The 15,253-nt window shown below is 65.9% G+C and carries 11 protein-coding genes; 2 read left to right on the top strand and 9 right to left on the bottom strand.

The window, feature by feature from the left end:
• Positions 1-244: 244 nt before the first annotated feature.
• The gene (locus AB6M95_RS04660; protein WP_371385572.1) at positions 245-2,239 is read left to right on the top strand and encodes a sigma-54-dependent Fis family transcriptional regulator; all 1,995 of its coding nucleotides are present in this window, start codon (positions 245-247) and stop codon (positions 2,237-2,239) included.
• Between the two features lie 134 nt (positions 2,240-2,373).
• Here AB6M95_RS04660 and AB6M95_RS04655 read toward each other — a convergent pair whose 3' ends face one another.
• The 5 genes from AB6M95_RS04655 to AB6M95_RS04635 all read right to left on the bottom strand — a co-directional run bounded on the left by AB6M95_RS04655 (position 2,374) and on the right by AB6M95_RS04635 (position 8,053).
• On the bottom strand, positions 2,374-3,174 hold the full coding sequence (locus AB6M95_RS04655) for a dimethyl sulfoxide reductase anchor subunit family protein (protein WP_371385571.1): 801 nt from the start codon (positions 3,172-3,174) through the stop codon (positions 2,374-2,376).
• 2 nt (positions 3,175-3,176) lie between these two features.
• Entirely contained in the window at positions 3,177-3,737 is a 561-nt protein-coding gene (locus AB6M95_RS04650) for a 4Fe-4S dicluster domain-containing protein (protein WP_371385570.1), read from the bottom strand.
• 10 nt (positions 3,738-3,747) lie between these two features.
• Entirely contained in the window at positions 3,748-5,994 is a 2,247-nt protein-coding gene (locus AB6M95_RS04645) for a molybdopterin-dependent oxidoreductase (protein WP_371385569.1), read from the bottom strand.
• Between the two features lie 34 nt (positions 5,995-6,028).
• Positions 6,029-6,595: a TorD/DmsD family molecular chaperone gene (locus tag AB6M95_RS04640; protein ID WP_371385568.1), complete on the bottom strand. Its 567-nt coding sequence runs from the start codon at positions 6,593-6,595 to the stop codon at positions 6,029-6,031.
• A gap of 123 nt (positions 6,596-6,718) precedes the next feature.
• The gene (locus tag AB6M95_RS04635; RefSeq protein ID WP_371385567.1) at positions 6,719-8,053 is read right to left on the bottom strand and encodes a LuxR C-terminal-related transcriptional regulator; all 1,335 of its coding nucleotides are present in this window, start codon (positions 8,051-8,053) and stop codon (positions 6,719-6,721) included.
• A gap of 72 nt (positions 8,054-8,125) precedes the next feature.
• On the opposite strand from AB6M95_RS04635, the gene AB6M95_RS04630 reads away from it, so the two are divergent.
• Positions 8,126-8,539 carry a hypothetical protein gene (locus AB6M95_RS04630; RefSeq protein ID WP_371385566.1) on the top strand — a complete coding sequence of 138 codons (414 nt, stop codon included), beginning with the start codon at positions 8,126-8,128 and terminating at the stop codon, positions 8,537-8,539.
• Between the two features lie 131 nt (positions 8,540-8,670).
• On the opposite strand, the gene AB6M95_RS04625 is transcribed toward AB6M95_RS04630, so the two are convergent.
• The 4 genes from AB6M95_RS04625 to AB6M95_RS04610 form a co-directional block, all read right to left on the bottom strand.
• Positions 8,671-10,329 carry a methyl-accepting chemotaxis protein gene (locus tag AB6M95_RS04625; protein WP_371385625.1) on the bottom strand — a complete coding sequence of 553 codons (1,659 nt, stop codon included), beginning with the start codon at positions 10,327-10,329 and terminating at the stop codon, positions 8,671-8,673.
• Between the two features lie 368 nt (positions 10,330-10,697).
• Positions 10,698-12,863, bottom strand: coding sequence for a tetrathionate reductase family octaheme c-type cytochrome (locus AB6M95_RS04620; protein ID WP_371385565.1), 2,166 nt, complete (start codon positions 12,861-12,863; stop codon positions 10,698-10,700).
• The gene (gene nrfD / locus AB6M95_RS04615) at positions 12,860-14,023 is read right to left on the bottom strand and encodes an NrfD/PsrC family molybdoenzyme membrane anchor subunit (RefSeq protein WP_371385564.1); all 1,164 of its coding nucleotides are present in this window, start codon (positions 14,021-14,023) and stop codon (positions 12,860-12,862) included. Before nrfD ends, AB6M95_RS04620 begins: the two co-directional genes overlap by 4 nt.
• A complete protein-coding gene (locus tag AB6M95_RS04610; RefSeq protein ID WP_371385563.1) occupies positions 14,013-14,936 on the bottom strand; it encodes a 4Fe-4S dicluster domain-containing protein in 924 nt (307 codons plus the stop codon). Before AB6M95_RS04610 ends, nrfD begins: the two co-directional genes overlap by 11 nt.
• Between the last annotated feature and the right edge of the window lie 317 nt (positions 14,937-15,253).

The following is a 15,253-nucleotide window of genomic DNA, read 5'->3' as shown; positions in this document are numbered from 1 at the left end:
TTCTCCTCCAAACTGTCCGATACGCTGTATCACACCGATATCAAATAATTATTCGATCGCTCTGTACCTGTGGGACGTTCGAAAACGGAACACTTGACAGTTTTTTACCCTTGGTGGACAAACACCATGCGGTCATAAATGATTTCTTGTGTCAGTCCGGAGGTAAGGCATGCATTTGCTCCTCAGAGATGGAAATGGTTTTGAAATACGACGGGATCCGCACGCGCCCGACACGCATGCGGCGTTGCCCGTATCGCGCGTCCGCGAACAGCGGGACGTCAAGGTGAACTATTCGAGCTGGAAGCAATTCGTCGAAGGCAAGCGGCTGAAGGCCGAGAACGTGGACCCGGCCCTGCTGGCCTCCTGGCAGCGCTGCAAGGACATGGCCGTGGACCCGGCCCCGCGCAGCTGCTGGGATTTCCTGCCCATGAACCAGCTGGAACAGTTCACCACCACACTGGAAAAGATCTGCGGCGAGATCGAGACCACGGCCTACGAGGTCATCAAGGGCAAGGGATTGCTCATGACCATCGCCAACGCCGACGCCCGCGTGGCCCGCACCTGCGGCGACCTGGACGTCCTGCACGAGGCGGATCGCCTGAACTTCGGCCCCGGCGCCAACTGGTCCGAGGCCTGCGTGGGCACCAACGCCATCGGCACCGCCCTGGCCACGGGCCGCCCCATGCAGGTCTTCGCCTCGGAACACTTCTGCGAGTCCCACCACAGCTGGAACTGCACCGCCGCGCCCATCCTGGACCCGCGCGGCAACGTCTGGGGCTGCTTCGACATCTCCGGGCCCACCTGGTCCGACCACTCCGGGGCCATGGACCTGGTCCTGCACGCCGCCCGCGCCCTGGAGCAGAACCTGAGCCGCCTGTATTGTTCCGAGCTGGAAGGCCAGATGGCCTCCCTGTTCTCGTCCATGTTCAACTCGGTCATGACCGGCGTGCTCTTCCTGAACAAGTCGGGCCGGATCACCAGCGCCAACAACACCGCCGAGCTGCTGCTCAGCCGCTCCGGCGGCGCCCTGCGCGGGCGCAAGGCCGAGGATCTCTTCGACATGGGCCCGTACCTGGCCCAGGCCAAGAACGCCTCCCTGTGCGAACCGGTCATCGTCAAGTGCCTGGTCAACCCGAACCTGTACATCCGGGTCATGCCGACCTTCAGCGCCAGCGGCGCGTGGCTCGACACCATCGTCACGGTCAGCGAAACCCAGCACTCGCGCCAGTTCGCGGCAGGGCCCCGCCCATCGAACCGCCCCCAGGCGGAACCGGCGGAGGTCAAGGGGTTCGAGCACGTGCTCCACGCGAGCCAGTCCATGCGCCAGGTCATCCGCCAGGCGGCCAACGCCGCCCGGACCCCGTCCACCATCCTGCTGACCGGCGAGTCCGGCACCGGCAAGGAGCTGTTCGCCCGGGGCATCCATCAGGCCGGACCCAGGGCCAAGCAGCCCTTCGTGGCCGTGAACTGCGGCGCGTTCTCCGAAGAACTGGTCCAGAGCGAGCTGTTCGGCTACCGCGAGGGGGCCTTCACCGGCGCGGTCAAGCGCGGCCGGGTGGGCAAGTTCCAGAAGGCGGACAAGGGCGTGCTCTTCCTGGACGAAATCTCCGAGATGCCCATGTCCCAGCAGGTCAACCTGCTCCGGGCGCTGGAGGAGCGGGCCGTGGTCCCGGTGGGCGGCACCAGCCCCCTGCCCGTGGACGTGAAGATCCTGGCGGCCACCAACAAAAACCTGCGCCAGCTGGTGGACCAGGGGCTCTTCCGCGAGGACCTCTACTACCGCCTGAACGTGGTCACCATCGCCATCCCGCCCCTGCGCGAGCGCGGCAACGACGTCTCCCTGCTGGCCGAATACCACCTCAAGCGGCTGTGCGCCTCCTTCGGCATCGACTGCCCGGAGATTGCGGCCCAGACCAGGGACCTGCTCTCGGCCCACGAATGGCCCGGCAACGTCCGCGAGCTGATCAACTGCCTGGAGTACGCGGCCAACAACCTGTCCGGCGACCAGCTCCTGCCCGAGCACCTGCCCCACTATCTTCTGGAGCGGACCGGCGGCCGGGCCCTGGGCGCGGCGGCCCGCTCCCGCGACAAGGGGTTCGAGCTCAAGCAGCGCGAGGCCAACGCCATCCGCGAGGCCCTGGACTTCCACGAGGGCAACATCAGCAAGACGGCCAAGGCGCTCGGCATCGGGCGCAACACCCTGTACGCCAAGATGGAGCGCTACGACATCCAGGCCTGATCCCCGGCCGCCCGGCAATTTGAAGCCCCGCAGCGTGATGTCGCTGCGGGGCTTTTCTTTGCCGGGCGAATAGGAGGCTTCGCACGGCCAGGGGGACGGGCGGGGCGAAACGGTCCCGCCCGGTATGGAGGTGGCTAGTACAATCCGCCCATGTTGGCGGCCATATGGACCGTGTCGGCGAAGAACCCGGCGCGCCCGGCCAGTTCGCCCAGCAGGGCGAGCACGGGCAGCCAGGCCGGGATGGTCCGCGCCTTCCAGACCATGCCCAGGCAGGCGACCAGAACGAGCACGTGCGTCCAGTAGAAGCCCGAGCCGAGCCAAGCCCGGCCGGTCATGCTCATGACCGTGCCGCCGGACAGCCAGACGCACGGGGCGGCCAGGTTCAGGACCAGGCCGACCACCAGGGCCGTGGTGAAGATGCGGGCCATGAGCGGCGCGCGCTCGCCGTCCGCGAACCAGCTGCCGAACCCCGCGCCGAGGATCACGGCCGAGGTCAGGAAGAAGGTGAACGGCAGGGCGTTGTTCAGGGCGGGCAGGGCCGGGGGCGCGTAGGTCATGCCCGCGGACACGATGACGCCCAGGCCGAGCAGCGTGCCGAGCCAGGCCAGGACGGGCTTACCCGCCTTCCCGGCCGCCAGCACGGCCAGTACGGTCACGCCGGTGAACAGCCCGGCGAACAGGACCTCGCGGCTGAGCCAGGCCGTGCCCAGGTGCTTCAGGGCCGTGGGCGCGGACAGGGGGTGGCCCAGGTGGAACAGGGAGCCGAACATGCCGAGCACCATGAACCCGGCGATGAGCCCCCATTCGCGGCGGGCGTCGTTGTCGACGACCCCGGCCCCGTCGGCCGTGGTGCGCACCGCGCGCATCAGGGTCACGCCGATGGCCGCCTGGGAGAATACGGTGAACAAAACAAGCGGGAGTTCCATGGACTGCATGCCTACCTCCTGACCATCTTCGGGGTTTTGGGCAGGATGAACCGGGTGGACGGGTTGAGTCCCTCCATCCGGGGATAGCCCGCCGGGTACTGGACCTCGTTGGTCCGCTCGAGCCTGGCCAGGTCGATGAGCTGCAGGGCGTCCGTGGGACAGGCCTGCACGCAGGCGGGGTTGAGCCCCGCATCCAGCCGCTCGTGGCACAGGCTGCACTTCTCGGCCCGCTTCTCCACCGGGTTGTACTTGGGCGCGCCGTAGGGGCAGGAGCGGATGCAGTTGCCGCAGCCGATGCACTTCTCCTGATGGTGGACGACCACGCCGTCCTCCTCCCGCTTGGTGTACGCCTCCACCGGGCAGACGTTCAGGCAGGCCGGGTTCTCGCAATGGTTGCAGGACAGCGACAGGAAGGCCCGCTCACGATGGGGATAGATATCCTCGCTCAACGGGTAAACCTGGCGCCAGACCACGCCCTCCACCTGATGGTAATAGTTGCGGCAGGCCATGGCGCAGGTGAAGCAGCCGATGCACCGCTCGGTATCGACCAGAAACGCGTATTGTTTTTTCATCATTGTCCTCCTAGGCCCGCTCGACGTTGGCGAACTGGTCGTGAATGGCCACGCCCGGAGCCCCGGCCTTGAACGCGCCCATGTCGGCGGACTCGTCGTCCACCAGGTTCTGGACGTTGTAGGCGTTGCCCCGTCCGAACCACGCCTCGTACATGAGCAGACAGTCCTCGGCCACGTTGTCGGTCAGCTTGACCCGGGCCTTCTGCTCGCCCACCTTGTTGAACACGCGGACCATGTCCAGATCCCCGATGCCCTTCTCGGCGGCCGCCTTGGGGTGCATGTAGACGTAGGGTTCCTTGTTGTACTCGTGCATCCAGTCCAGGTTGACGAACTGGGAGTGCAGCCCGAATTTGGTGTGCGGGGTGAGCAGGCGGAACTTGTCGTAGCGCTCGCGCCCGGCCTTGAACTCGGGCAGCGCCTTGTGGCCGTTCTTTTCGCACAGCTCGGACTTGAACTCGTACTTGCCCGACGGGGTGGCGAACTTGTGGTCGCTCCACGACGCCGAGGACTTGAGCCGGGCCTTGGCCGGGCCGTTGCGCAGGTCAGTCCAGTCGCTGATGGCGAACATGTCGTAGATGCCCTGGTTGAACTCCTTGGCCATCCACTCCTTGGTGTCGATGTCCTGGGGGAAGGTGCAGGAGCCGGGGGACAATTTGTTCATCTTTTTCGACAGGGCCGCCGCGATCTCGATGTTGGACTTGGTCTCGAACATGGGCTTGATGGCCTGCTCGTTGATGGACAGCCAGTAGTGCCAATAGGAGACGTTGACCGTCCATTCCTCGAACAGGGTGGTCACCGGCAGGACGATGTCGGAGTTGGCCACGGTCTCGTTGAAGAACTGGTCCACGGTGACGACCATCTCGAGCTTGTCGAAGGCCTTCTCCAGCTTGGGCCGGTCGAAGTCCTGGCCGAACGGGTTCTTGCAGGAGACCCAGAGCATGCGGATGGCCGGGTCCGTGGTGTCCAGGATGGCCTGGGCGGTCTTGTTGATGTTCACCGTGCGGTCGGTGTAGCTGGCGCCCGAGCCGCTGGTGAAGTCGAACTCGCCCTTGGCCGCGCCGCCCACGAATCCCTTGGACCCCTCGGGCTGCTTCTGGATGAGCGCGTGATAGTTGAAGCCCCAGGTCTGGAGGTGGCCGTAGCGCGCGCCGCCCCCTTCCTTGCCGATGTTGCCGGTCATGGCCACCAGCGCGTCGATGGAGCGCACGGACGCCCCGCCGTTGGTGTGGCGCTGCATGCCGTAGCCGATCCAGATGGTCGCCGGGTCGGCCGTGGCGAACTCCTCGGCCACCTCCATGATATCCTTGGCCGGGATGCCGGACTGTTCGGCGGCCCAGTCCACGGTCACGTTGTTGCGCAGGTAGTCGGCGAACTCGTCGAAGCCGAGGCCGTAGGTGTGGACGAAGTCATCGTCCACCAGGCCCATGTCCAGGATGTGCCGGGCCATGCCCAGGGCCAGCGCCCCGTCCGAGGCGGTCCTGGGCTGCCAGTAGACGTCGCCCTTGGCCGCGGTCTGGGTGAAGACCGGGTCCACGACCACGACTTTGGCCCCGCGCCGCTTGGCCTCCATGATGTACTTCATGGAGTGGACCGAGCACCAGGCCGGGTTCGCGCCCCAGACGATGACGTACCTGGCCTTGACCATGTCCTCGGGGTCGTTGCACCACATGTTGCCCATGTCGTAGTTCTGGGCGTCGATGCCCGCGGGCCAGCACGGGGTGCCGACGAAGCGGGTGGTGTAGCCCAGCGAGGACATCATCCCTTCCACGCCGTAGTTGGTGATGCCGAAGTTTCCGGAATACTTTGTCATGCCCAGGCCGAGCAGGCTGCCGTCCTCCTCCTTGAGCTTGAGCATCTTCTTCGCGATCATGTCCAGGGCCTCGTCCCAGGACACGCGCCGCCACTTGCCGGACCGGCGGCCGTCCTGGACCATGGGGTACTTGACCCGGTCCGGGCTGTAGGGCCGCCGCGTGTAGGCGTAGCCCTTCACGCACAGGCCGCCGTCCGTGAAGGTGGACTCGGGCGCGCCCTCGATGAACTGGACAACCCCGTCCCGGACGTAGGTCTTGATGCTGCAGGTGTCGTAGCAGTTGCGGGGGCAGGCGTTGCGGAAGGTCTGAAAGTCGCCTTCGCTGAACGCGGCCGCCTCGGCCTTGCCGGGCACCAGCAGGGAGCACGGCAACATGGCCGCCGCGCCCGCGGCGGCGGCCCCTTGCAGGAATCGCCGCCTGCTGAACATACATTTTTTCGCTGTCATATGATCCTCCTCCAGATCACGTTGAAAGTTTCCCCTATGCCTGTCCGGCTCCTGCCTCGGGCCGGGTGGATTCAAGCCAGTCGCCGAGCGCGTCCACGGCCATGCGCACCGGCGCGCTCACGTCCGGCTGCGCCTTGACGGCCTGAACAAAGGCCGGGACCCAGCCGGGCAGGTGCTCGCCCAGCAGCCACGCCCGGACCTCGGCCGTGACCGGGTCGCCGCCTTCCCCTTCCTCCGGGCCCGGCATTGCCGCCGCCAGGTCCAGTTCGAAGGCCAGGTGATCGTCCGGGGTGTGCCCCTGGTCCGGGATCATGAGCCCCAGGGCGCGGTAGGCGTCGCGCACGGCCAGGGTCGGCTCGCCCATGAGCGCCGGTTCGGTCTGATAGGCCGAGGCGTAGGGCGGGGCCGGAACGGCCATGGGCCCGACGAAGAGCCGGTTGAAGTCGTACTCCGCGCCGGTCCAGTCGGTGTCCGCCGCAAGGGGCAGGTGAAAGTGTTCGGAAACGACGGCCGAAGCGCGCTTCAGGTCCTCCGCGTCGCGTGACGCGAAGAAATCCCGAAGGGCCCGGGCCCCGTTACGGGTGTGTGCATGGTCCGCCATTATTTCCCTCCACTTGATACATACTGCATCCACGATTAATCAGTATGATAATCTCGCCGGAGGGCGACAGACGGGAAAGTGGGGATAGAATGGGTAGACGCGGCTACCCATTCGGTGGCGGGATCAGGCGGTCAGCCCCAGGGTCTTGAGGTGGGCGTACAGGCCGACGCTCTTGCCGTGCAGGCCGAGCTTGCGCCGGATGTTCTTGCGGTGGGTCTGGACCGTCTCCACCGAGATGTTCAGGGACTCCGCGATCTCCTTGGAGGGGTGCCCGGCCTGGATGAACTGGGCCACGCGGGTCTCCATGTGGGTCAGCTTGAGGAGCAGCGGGTCCGAGCCGCCGCTGCCGGGCGCGAGCCGCGCCAGCTGGTCCTTGGCCACGGTCAGGTAGCCCTTGCGGATGGCTCCGTCCTCCTCGTTCTCGATCCGCTCCAGGGCGGGCAGGACCAGGTTGTTGACCTTGGCCGAGACCTCGCCGAGCAGCTGCTCGCGCTCGCGGTCGATGGACTGGAGCACGTTGCGCAGGGTGATGTTCATCTCCTCGAGCTGCTCCTTTTCGCGGCGCAACGCCTCGGTGCGCTCGGAGACCACCCGCTCCAGGGTCTCGCGCTGCACGGCCTGGGCCGTGATGTTGGTCAGCATGACCATGTACTCGTCGCTGGCCATGGACACGCTGCCGATGGAGTTGATCTGCATGCGGTAGACCACGGCCTCGTCAAAGGGGCTGAGCTCGCAGGACATGCCCACCGGATAGTACTTGAGCATGTCCTCCATGGACTGCCCCTCCACGGCCAGGACGTCCCAGACCGGCGCGCCGATGACGTCCGCCCGGTCCAGCACGGCCAGCACCGTCCGGTTGGCCTGGATCACCCGGCCGTTTCCGTCCACCACCAGGATCAGTTCGGACGAAGAGTCCAGGATGTTCTCGTAGCGGCACTTCTCCAGGGTCAGCAGCCGGTTGGCCTCATCGAGCTTTTGGGCGGCCAGGTCCGGCAGGATGCGCGTCCAGTCGCGCACGAACAGGACCTCCAGGGCGTCGCCGTAGAGCTTGACGTGGCGGCGCGCCTGGACCTTGCTCTCGAAGGAGCCCTCCATCTTCTCGAGGACGTCCACCAGGCTGTGGATGAAGGTCTTGAAGCAGCCGAGGTACATGTCGGCGGTGATGCCGCGCATGCGGTGCCGCCGGGCCGACTCGATCTGCGGGCGGCCCCACTCGCCCTCGTGGCGGATGAGCCAGGGGAAGTCCGGGTTGGGCAGGCCCATGTCCCGGTGCAGCCGCATGGGCGCGAGGAAGTCGGCCAGGGCCAGGAGGCAGTCGGCCCGCTTGGCCGTGGTGTGCTCCAGGTAGCCCGCCTGCTCCATGCGCACGGACCAGCGTTCGAGGAAATAATCCTCCTCCTGTTCCATGGCCAAAAGCATGTCCCAGTGGTGCCGCTGTTCGCCGGACCGGTTTCTCATGACGCCTCCCGCGTATATACCCAATGGATACCCATGCCTTGCAATATACCGGACCGGGCGTATGATCAAGCCATGAGAAACCGACGCCCCTTCCCTGCCCTGTCCGCGACCTGCGCCGCCCTGGTTTTCGCCTGGGCCGCGCTCCTGTCCGCCCCCGTTTTCGCCGGCCAGGCCGCCGTGCCCGGCGGCGAGGTCCGCCTGCTCGGACCGCTCAGGGCCGGGCAACCCGTGAAGGCGGTCTTCGACCTCAAGGGGTACGCCCTTCCGGCCGGGGCCTACGCGGCCATCAACGTGGAGTTCACGGCCCGGCCCGAGGGGGCGAAACCCGAGGTCCGGCCCGGCTATCCCGAGACGGTCATGACCTTTGCCGAGCCCGGGACCTACCGCGCGCTCATCCTGCTCAACGAGATCAGCAAGGGGAGCTGCGGCGGGGTCACGGCCAGGCCGCTGCTGGAATCGACCGTGGATATCGAGATCGCGCCGTAGGTCGGCCGGTCCGCCCGCGCCTCCTGAAAGACACAATGCGAGCCGCCCCCGGCCTGGGCAGGCCGGGGGCGGCTGCGTGCGACGGGCCTGCGCCCGGTCAATTGCGTGCGGAACCCTCCGCCACGCCCCGCCTAATACTGTTCGAACTCCCGGCCCGAATTATCGGACATGTCCAGGTCCACGGACCTGGACGCCGCCTTCGGCCGAGACACCTTCGGGGCGGGGTGGGGCCGCACGGGTCGCCGCCCGGCCGCCTTGGGCTCGGCGCGGAACGGACGGACGGGGCCGTCCTCCGAGACCTGGAAAAACGCCATGGTGGCTTGCAGCTCCTGCGCCTGGGCGGCCAGCTCCTCGCTGGAGGCGGCCATCTCCTCGGTGGCCGAGGCGGTCTGCTGGATGACCGTGTCGAGCTGGGTGATGGCCGCGCTGATCTGGGCGGCTCCGCTGTTCTGTTCGCCGCTGGCCACGGCGATGTCCCGCACCAGATCCGAAGTCTTGTTGATGTTCGGCACCAGGCTGGTCAGCATGGTCCCGGCGCGCTCGGCCACGGCCACGCTGGAGGAGGACAGCTCGCTGATCTCCGCCGCCGCCGTGCCGCTGCGCTCGGCCAGCTTGCGGACCTCGGCGGCGACCACCGCGAACCCCTTGCCGTGCTCGCCCGCCCGGGCCGCCTCGATGGCCGCGTTCAGGGCCAGGAGGTTGGTCTGCCGGGCGATCTCCTCGATGATGGTGATCCTCTCGGCGATCTCCTTCATGGCCGTCACGGTCTGGGACACGGCCTCGCCGCCCTCGGTGGCGTCGGCCGCGCACCGGGTGGCGATATCCTCGGTCTGCCGGGCATTGTGGGTATTCTGTTCGATGTTGCCCGCCATCTGGGTCATGCTGGCCGAGACCTCCTCGGCCGCGGCCGCCTGCTCCGTGGCCCCCTGGCTTATCTCCTCGGCCGTGGAGCTGATCTCGACGCTGCCCGAGGCCACGTTGTCGGCGGCCTCGCGGACGTTGGCGACCACCTCCTGGAGCTTCCCGACCATCTGCTGCATGGCGGCGAACGCCCCTACGGCGGGCTTGTCCCGGGCCAGATCAAGGGTCAGGTCGCCTTCGGATATCCTGCGCGCGATGGAGGCGATGAGCGAGGGCTCCTCGCCCAGCTGACGAAGCAGGTTGCGGATGATCAGGAGGCTCAGCAGTACGCTGACCGCGACCACGCCCACCAGGATCGAGATGATCCACGCCTCGGCGCTCTCGAAGTTGGCGTCGCCCGCCGCGCTCTGCGCCTGGGCGCCCTTGAAGTTCTCCGCGATGAGTTCTTCCAGGGCGGCGCTGGCCTCGGTGAACTCCTTCTCCGACTTGCCGCGCAGGAGCGTCTGGGCCTCTTCGTTCTTGTTGGCCCTGGAGAGGACGAGAAACTTCTTGTGCTCCTCCATATATTCCGCCCAGGCCGTCTTGAAGTCATTGAACTTCGTTCTCTCTTTTTCACTGGAGATGAGCGTCGCATACGCCTCCGACGCTTCCCTAATCTTCTCCGCCTGCTGCTCCATGGCCTTTTCGAACGCCTTCATGCCCGCATCGTCGATGGCCAGGGTATGTTGCAATTCCGCAATCCTGAAATCCGACGTCGCGGTATTGATCTTGTTGACGTTGATTATGGAGGGAATCCAGTTCTCGACCATGATGGTCGAATCGTCGTTTATGGAACCCAAATTCACGATTGAAATGAGCCCGAGCACAACGGCCAGCAAAATGATACAGGCGAATGAGGCGGAGAGTTTCACAGAGACCTTTTCGAACATCTTCACAGCGTGCTCCTTGCAATGCGGAATGTGTATATCTATTCAACGATTGCGGTTATGAACAATTCAAACCCAATGCGTAAAAAACATACCGTCTCTACTTCGTATAGCATAATATCAAGACATACAATCTCTATAATGGCTATACACAACACAAAATACCTCCATATAGTGCATTGAATAACAGCTTTAATACATAATCCGGAAGGGGCGACAGAGAAGGCGCCCCCCGTCCGCCCGCAATGCTCCGACAGGCCGCGGGTCGGTGACAACGCACGGTCCGCTCTCCCGGCGGGCACTGCCGCAGGCGCGCAAAAAGGCCCGGAGTCCTGCGACTCCGGGCCTTGCCGGTTGTGCGTATGCGCCCGCTACCTGTCGTCCGGCCCATGGCCGAGGGGCAGCTTGGTGAACCGGCCTCCGTAGAGGACCGGGTCGCCCTTGTAGCCGAGCTTCTTGAAGTCGATGTAGTCGGACTTGCCGATCAGCCCGCCCACGTCGCGGCCCATCATCCGGAGCAGTTCGAAGTCCGCGCCCTTTTCCGCCAGTTCGCGGAACCGTGCATTCCGGGAGTCCTGATGGCAGCGGTCGCAGGTCTTGTCGCCCTTGAGGCTGTCGTGGCACTGGGCGCAGGACAGGGCGTGCTCCCTGGGCATGACCTCGTGCTCGATGCGCCAGTACATGTTGGTGGCGACCCACATGTACTCGCCGCTGTAGGGCAGGCCCGCCCTGGCCATGCCTTCCTTGAACGCGGCCTGCCAGTCGGTGCCCTTCCAGAAGGCGGACGTATCCTCCTTGTCGTACGGGAAGAGGTGCGGCACCAGCAGGTACCGGTTCTTCGCGTCCGCGGGCTGGATGCCCGCCATGATCTTGAACGGCGTGATCTTGGAGCGCGGGTCCCCGATGGAGCCCACCGGGCGGGTGATGTCCGTGACCACCATGGCCGCCTTCTGCTCGGGCGTCAGGTGCTCGCCGGGGCGGAACCCCCTGGCCTCGGGATTGATGGCGTCGCCCAGCAGGCGGCGCTCCATGAATCCGTTGTACCATTCGTAGGAGGGCTTGGCCGCCTCCTGCCAGCGGAAGTCGCCCTTCATCCAGCTGTAGTCCGGCTTGCCGTACTTGTCCTTGTGCACCTCGCGCTGCTTGTCGCCCGCCGTGGACCAGTCCCACCAGGTCTTGGTCGCCGCGCACTTGGAGTAGATGGGCGAATGGCAGGTGTTGCAGGCCACGGTCTCGCTGTGCTTGTTCAGGTGATGGTCGAGCAGGCTGTCGCCGGAGTGGGGCTTGGACGTATGGCAGTCCTCGCAGGCGCGGGACCCCTCGGTCACGGGCACGGAGGTGGACCGGCCCGAGATCTTGTGGTTCCGGGTCTTGTGGCACTCCGTGCACTGGAAGTCGTAGCCGCCCATGTGCACGTCGCAGTTGCGGTCCGGCCAGTAGAGCTGGGCCGACATGTCCGCGTGCTTGACCGCATCGCCTCCGCCGCCGCTGAAATGGCAGGCGCCGCAGGTCTTGCGGCTGGTCGGGCCGACGTTCTTCGCCACGTAGACCATGTCCACCTTGGGATCGGGCATGCCCGCCGCGGGCGGGGCCTTCTTGTAGCTGCCCGTGGTGTCATGGCAGACCAGGCAGTCCATGTTCTCCTGCCTGGAGAAGTCGAAGGTATTGTCCTTCCAGCCGTATCCGGCGTGGCAGGAGGTGCAGCGCTTCTCGTTGCTGATGACCGACAGGCAGAAGTTGTTCAGCGTGGTCGTGCCCTTGCCGGCCATGACGCTCTTGCGGTGCTCCACCGTGTACGGGGACGGGCCGCGCCACAGCCAGTGGGCCGTGGTCAGCATGTCCTCGCCCGCCTGCTCGTGGCAGCGCAGGCATTCCCTGGTCACCTGCTGCGGGGTGGGGTTCTCCGGGAGCCTGACCAGGTCCTTGTGGTCCACCGGCCGCTTGGCGTGGCAGCCCTCGCAGCTGACCGGCCCCTTCTTCATCTTCTCATGACAGTTCATGCACTGCATGTGGTAGGCGGCCTTGAGCCCGATGCGCTTGGGGTCCTTGGCGGAGAAGGCTTCCTGGTGGCAGGCGCGGCAGGCCACGGTCTCCGGGGCGGCCGGGTCCTCGGGCCGGTAGTGGTGGCAGGAGGCGCAGTCGCCGCCCAGGGCGGCCGCGTGCTTGGCGTGCATGAAACGCACGGGCTCGTACTTGGGCTCGTAGGTGTCCACGAACCCGCTGTCGAGCCGCATGTAGCTCTGCTTCATGTCCTTGGCCCCGAGGCCCAGCTTGCGCAGCCGCTGCTGGCGCAGGGGCAGGTCCTCCATGAGCACCCTTTCCACGTAGGGGTGCGCCTTGCGGGCCATCTCCACGGCCTTGACCTCGTCCACCGGGGACCAGCCCTCGGGCCTGGGGGTCAGGTCCTTCCGGGACTTGGCCACGGGCTCGGCCTGCGTGGCCGGAGGCGCGGCGGTCCAGGCCGGGACCAGCGCCCACAGGACCATGGCCGCGACGACCAATGCCGACCACCCGAGCATCTTTCTCGACTTCCTCATCGGGACACCTCCTGTCGTTGGGCGGAGAGCACCGGGAACCAGGTCACGATCAGACGGTAAAGGAAGAAGATCGCGGCCACGGCCCCTGCGGTGACGAGTATCTCGCCGATGGCCGGGTAATACGGATGGTTCGCGTACGGGGCCTTGAACGAGACCACGAACACGTTGAACCGGTTGAGCATCACGCCCGAGACGATCAGGAGGGCCGCAATGAACAGCATCCTCCGCGAACGGCGCACCGCCGGGAAGAGGAGCATGACCCACGGCAGGACCACGCCGAGCCCCACCTCTACCAGGAAGGCGTTGCTCTGGGCCGAGCCGTCCAGCAGGGTGGCGTACGCCCCCCGCGAGACCAGGTCGCCCAGCTTGATGGCCAGGTACGCGCCGAGCAGCAGAATGGTGATCCGGGACAGCGGCGTGAGCACGTTCATCTCCGACTCCAGCTTGAGCGAGGAGGTGGCGATGGTCGTCTCCACGATGACCATGGGATAGCCCACGGCAAAGGCCGAGGTCAGGAAAAGCAGCGGTTGCAGCGGCGTGGCCCACAGGGGCGACGTCTTGGTCGGGGCGATGACCATCAGGGTGCCCAGGCTCGACTGGTGCATGCAGGACAACACCACCCCAAGGATGATGAAGACCCACATGGTCTTGTCCAGGATGCGGTCCAGGAAGGCGAGCAGCCTGATCCGGCCGCCCAGCCGCTCGGCCAGGACCGGGATGAACTCGATCCACAGCACGGTCACGTAGGCCATGACGCACATGGCCACCTCGAACAGGGCCGAATTGTGGTTCTGGTGGATGACGGGCTTCCAGATGGCCCAGGACCGGCCGATGTCGAAGAATACGGCCAAAGCCACGAAGGTGTAGCCCAGCGCGGCGGTCAGCAGCGCGGGCCGGGTCACGGCCTCGTAGTAGTGCCGCCCCAGGATGTGCGCCAGGAAGGCAGTGGTGAACCCGCCCGCGGCCAGGGCCACGCCCGAGGCCACGTCCAGGCCGATCCAGATGCCCCACGGGTAGTGGTTGTTCAGGTTGGTCACGGCGGCCAGCCCGTAGGTGTAGCGGACGGCCAGGGTCAGGGCCGCCCCGGTCATCAGGGCCAGCATGACCAGCACGCCCGGCGTCCAGAAGGGCCGGTCGATCGGTTGCGGCTTATGCGTCATGGCCGTCCTCCTTGTCGTGCGTGTCGGCGTCATGCCTGCGGGAGGTCACGCCCATGACCGCCCCCAGGACCCCGAACAGGGCCAGCGGCGACCACAGGTAGCTGAACAGCGAGCTCTGGATGGTCTCCGTGGTCTGCGGCATGGGCCGCGTGGGCAGCGTCTGGAAGCCGACCTTCCCGAAGTCCACGCCCGAGATGTACAGCCAGCTCGTGCCGCCCACCTCGTTTTCGCCGTAGATATGGTCGATGTACTTGCCGGGGTCGCTCTCGATGCGGCCTTTGGCCAGGCGCAGCAGTTCCGCGCGCCTGCCGAAGGTGATGGCCTCCACCGGGCAGATGGAGGCACAGCCCGGCTTGCCGCCTTCCTTTTCGATGCGCTCATAACAGAACGTGCACTTGCGCACCCTGGGCAGGATGGGCCGGTCATACTCGTAGGCCGGGATCTCGAAAGGGCAGGCGGCCATGCAGTAGCGGCAACCGATGCACTTGTTCTCGTCGTAGTGCACGGCCCCGTTGTCCTTCTTGGTCAGGGCCCCGGTGATGCAGGCCGACACGCAGGCCGGGTCCTGGCAGTGCATGCACTGGACCTTGACGTAGGTGGGCACCAGCCTGTCGCGGTCGTCGATGGGGCCGGGATAGTAGCGGTTGATGACCGTGAAGGCGTTCTGGTCCGGCCGCCGCTTGGCGTCCAGGACGGTCAGGTCGTCGAACTTCACGGCGGGCGCGGGCAGATCGTTGACCTCCTTGCACGCCTGCTCGCACTTCCGGCACCCCACGCACCGGGTCAGGTCCACCAGGCAGCCGTAGGGGTCGGGCGGCGCCTTGGATTGCCACGCCTGCGCATTCACGGGCATGATTGAGGACGCCCCCGCGATCCCCAACGCCCCGAGAAATCCTCTGCGGGAAATTGTCATTGTTATACCTCCTTACATTACAAGCCACTATTGGCTATTCACGCATAAATTGTAGGAGAATTTCCCGATCGTCACATTGATCGTGATCAAGTATTTGCAAAACATTTTCCCGAGCGGGCGCGGCCGCCCTGCGGGTGTCCGGCGAAAAAAATGCGGCCGGGACGGTGCGTCCCGGCCGCATCAACCAGCCGTATTCACTCGCCGATTCCCCGCGCGGTGACATCCCCCGGCCGCCCGGGCCCGCATTCCGGCGCGGCCCCCCATTGTGTTTGTGAATCTTTGCAATTATAACCGCGGTCGGTGTGAATCAAACAACC

The sequence above is a fragment of the Pseudodesulfovibrio karagichevae genome (assembly GCF_041414475.1).
GTDB classification, from domain to species: domain Bacteria; phylum Desulfobacterota; class Desulfovibrionia; order Desulfovibrionales; family Desulfovibrionaceae; genus Pseudodesulfovibrio; species Pseudodesulfovibrio karagichevae.
The sequence above is the reverse complement of the archived record's forward strand: the minus strand, read 5'-3'. Positions and strand labels throughout refer to the sequence as shown.

Coding starts and splice junctions, on each gene's coding strand:
- AB6M95_RS04655 (WP_371385571.1), bottom strand. CDS start 3,174: ATGCAGTCCATGGAACTCCCGCTTGTTTTGTTCACCGTATTCTCCCAG.
- AB6M95_RS04650 (WP_371385570.1), bottom strand. CDS start 3,737: ATGAAAAAACAATACGCGTTTCTGGTCGATACCGAGCGGTGCATCGGC.
- AB6M95_RS04645 (WP_371385569.1), bottom strand. CDS start 5,994: ATGACAGCGAAAAAATGTATGTTCAGCAGGCGGCGATTCCTGCAAGGG.
- AB6M95_RS04640 (WP_371385568.1), bottom strand. CDS start 6,595: ATGGCGGACCATGCACACACCCGTAACGGGGCCCGGGCCCTTCGGGAT.
- AB6M95_RS04635 (WP_371385567.1), bottom strand. CDS start 8,053: ATGAGAAACCGGTCCGGCGAACAGCGGCACCACTGGGACATGCTTTTG.
- AB6M95_RS04630 (WP_371385566.1), top strand. CDS start 8,126: ATGAGAAACCGACGCCCCTTCCCTGCCCTGTCCGCGACCTGCGCCGCC.
- AB6M95_RS04625 (WP_371385625.1), bottom strand. CDS start 10,329: ATGTTCGAAAAGGTCTCTGTGAAACTCTCCGCCTCATTCGCCTGTATC.
- AB6M95_RS04620 (WP_371385565.1), bottom strand. CDS start 12,863: ATGAGGAAGTCGAGAAAGATGCTCGGGTGGTCGGCATTGGTCGTCGCG.
- nrfD (WP_371385564.1), bottom strand. CDS start 14,023: ATGACGCATAAGCCGCAACCGATCGACCGGCCCTTCTGGACGCCGGGC.
- AB6M95_RS04610 (WP_371385563.1), bottom strand. CDS start 14,936: ATGACAATTTCCCGCAGAGGATTTCTCGGGGCGTTGGGGATCGCGGGG.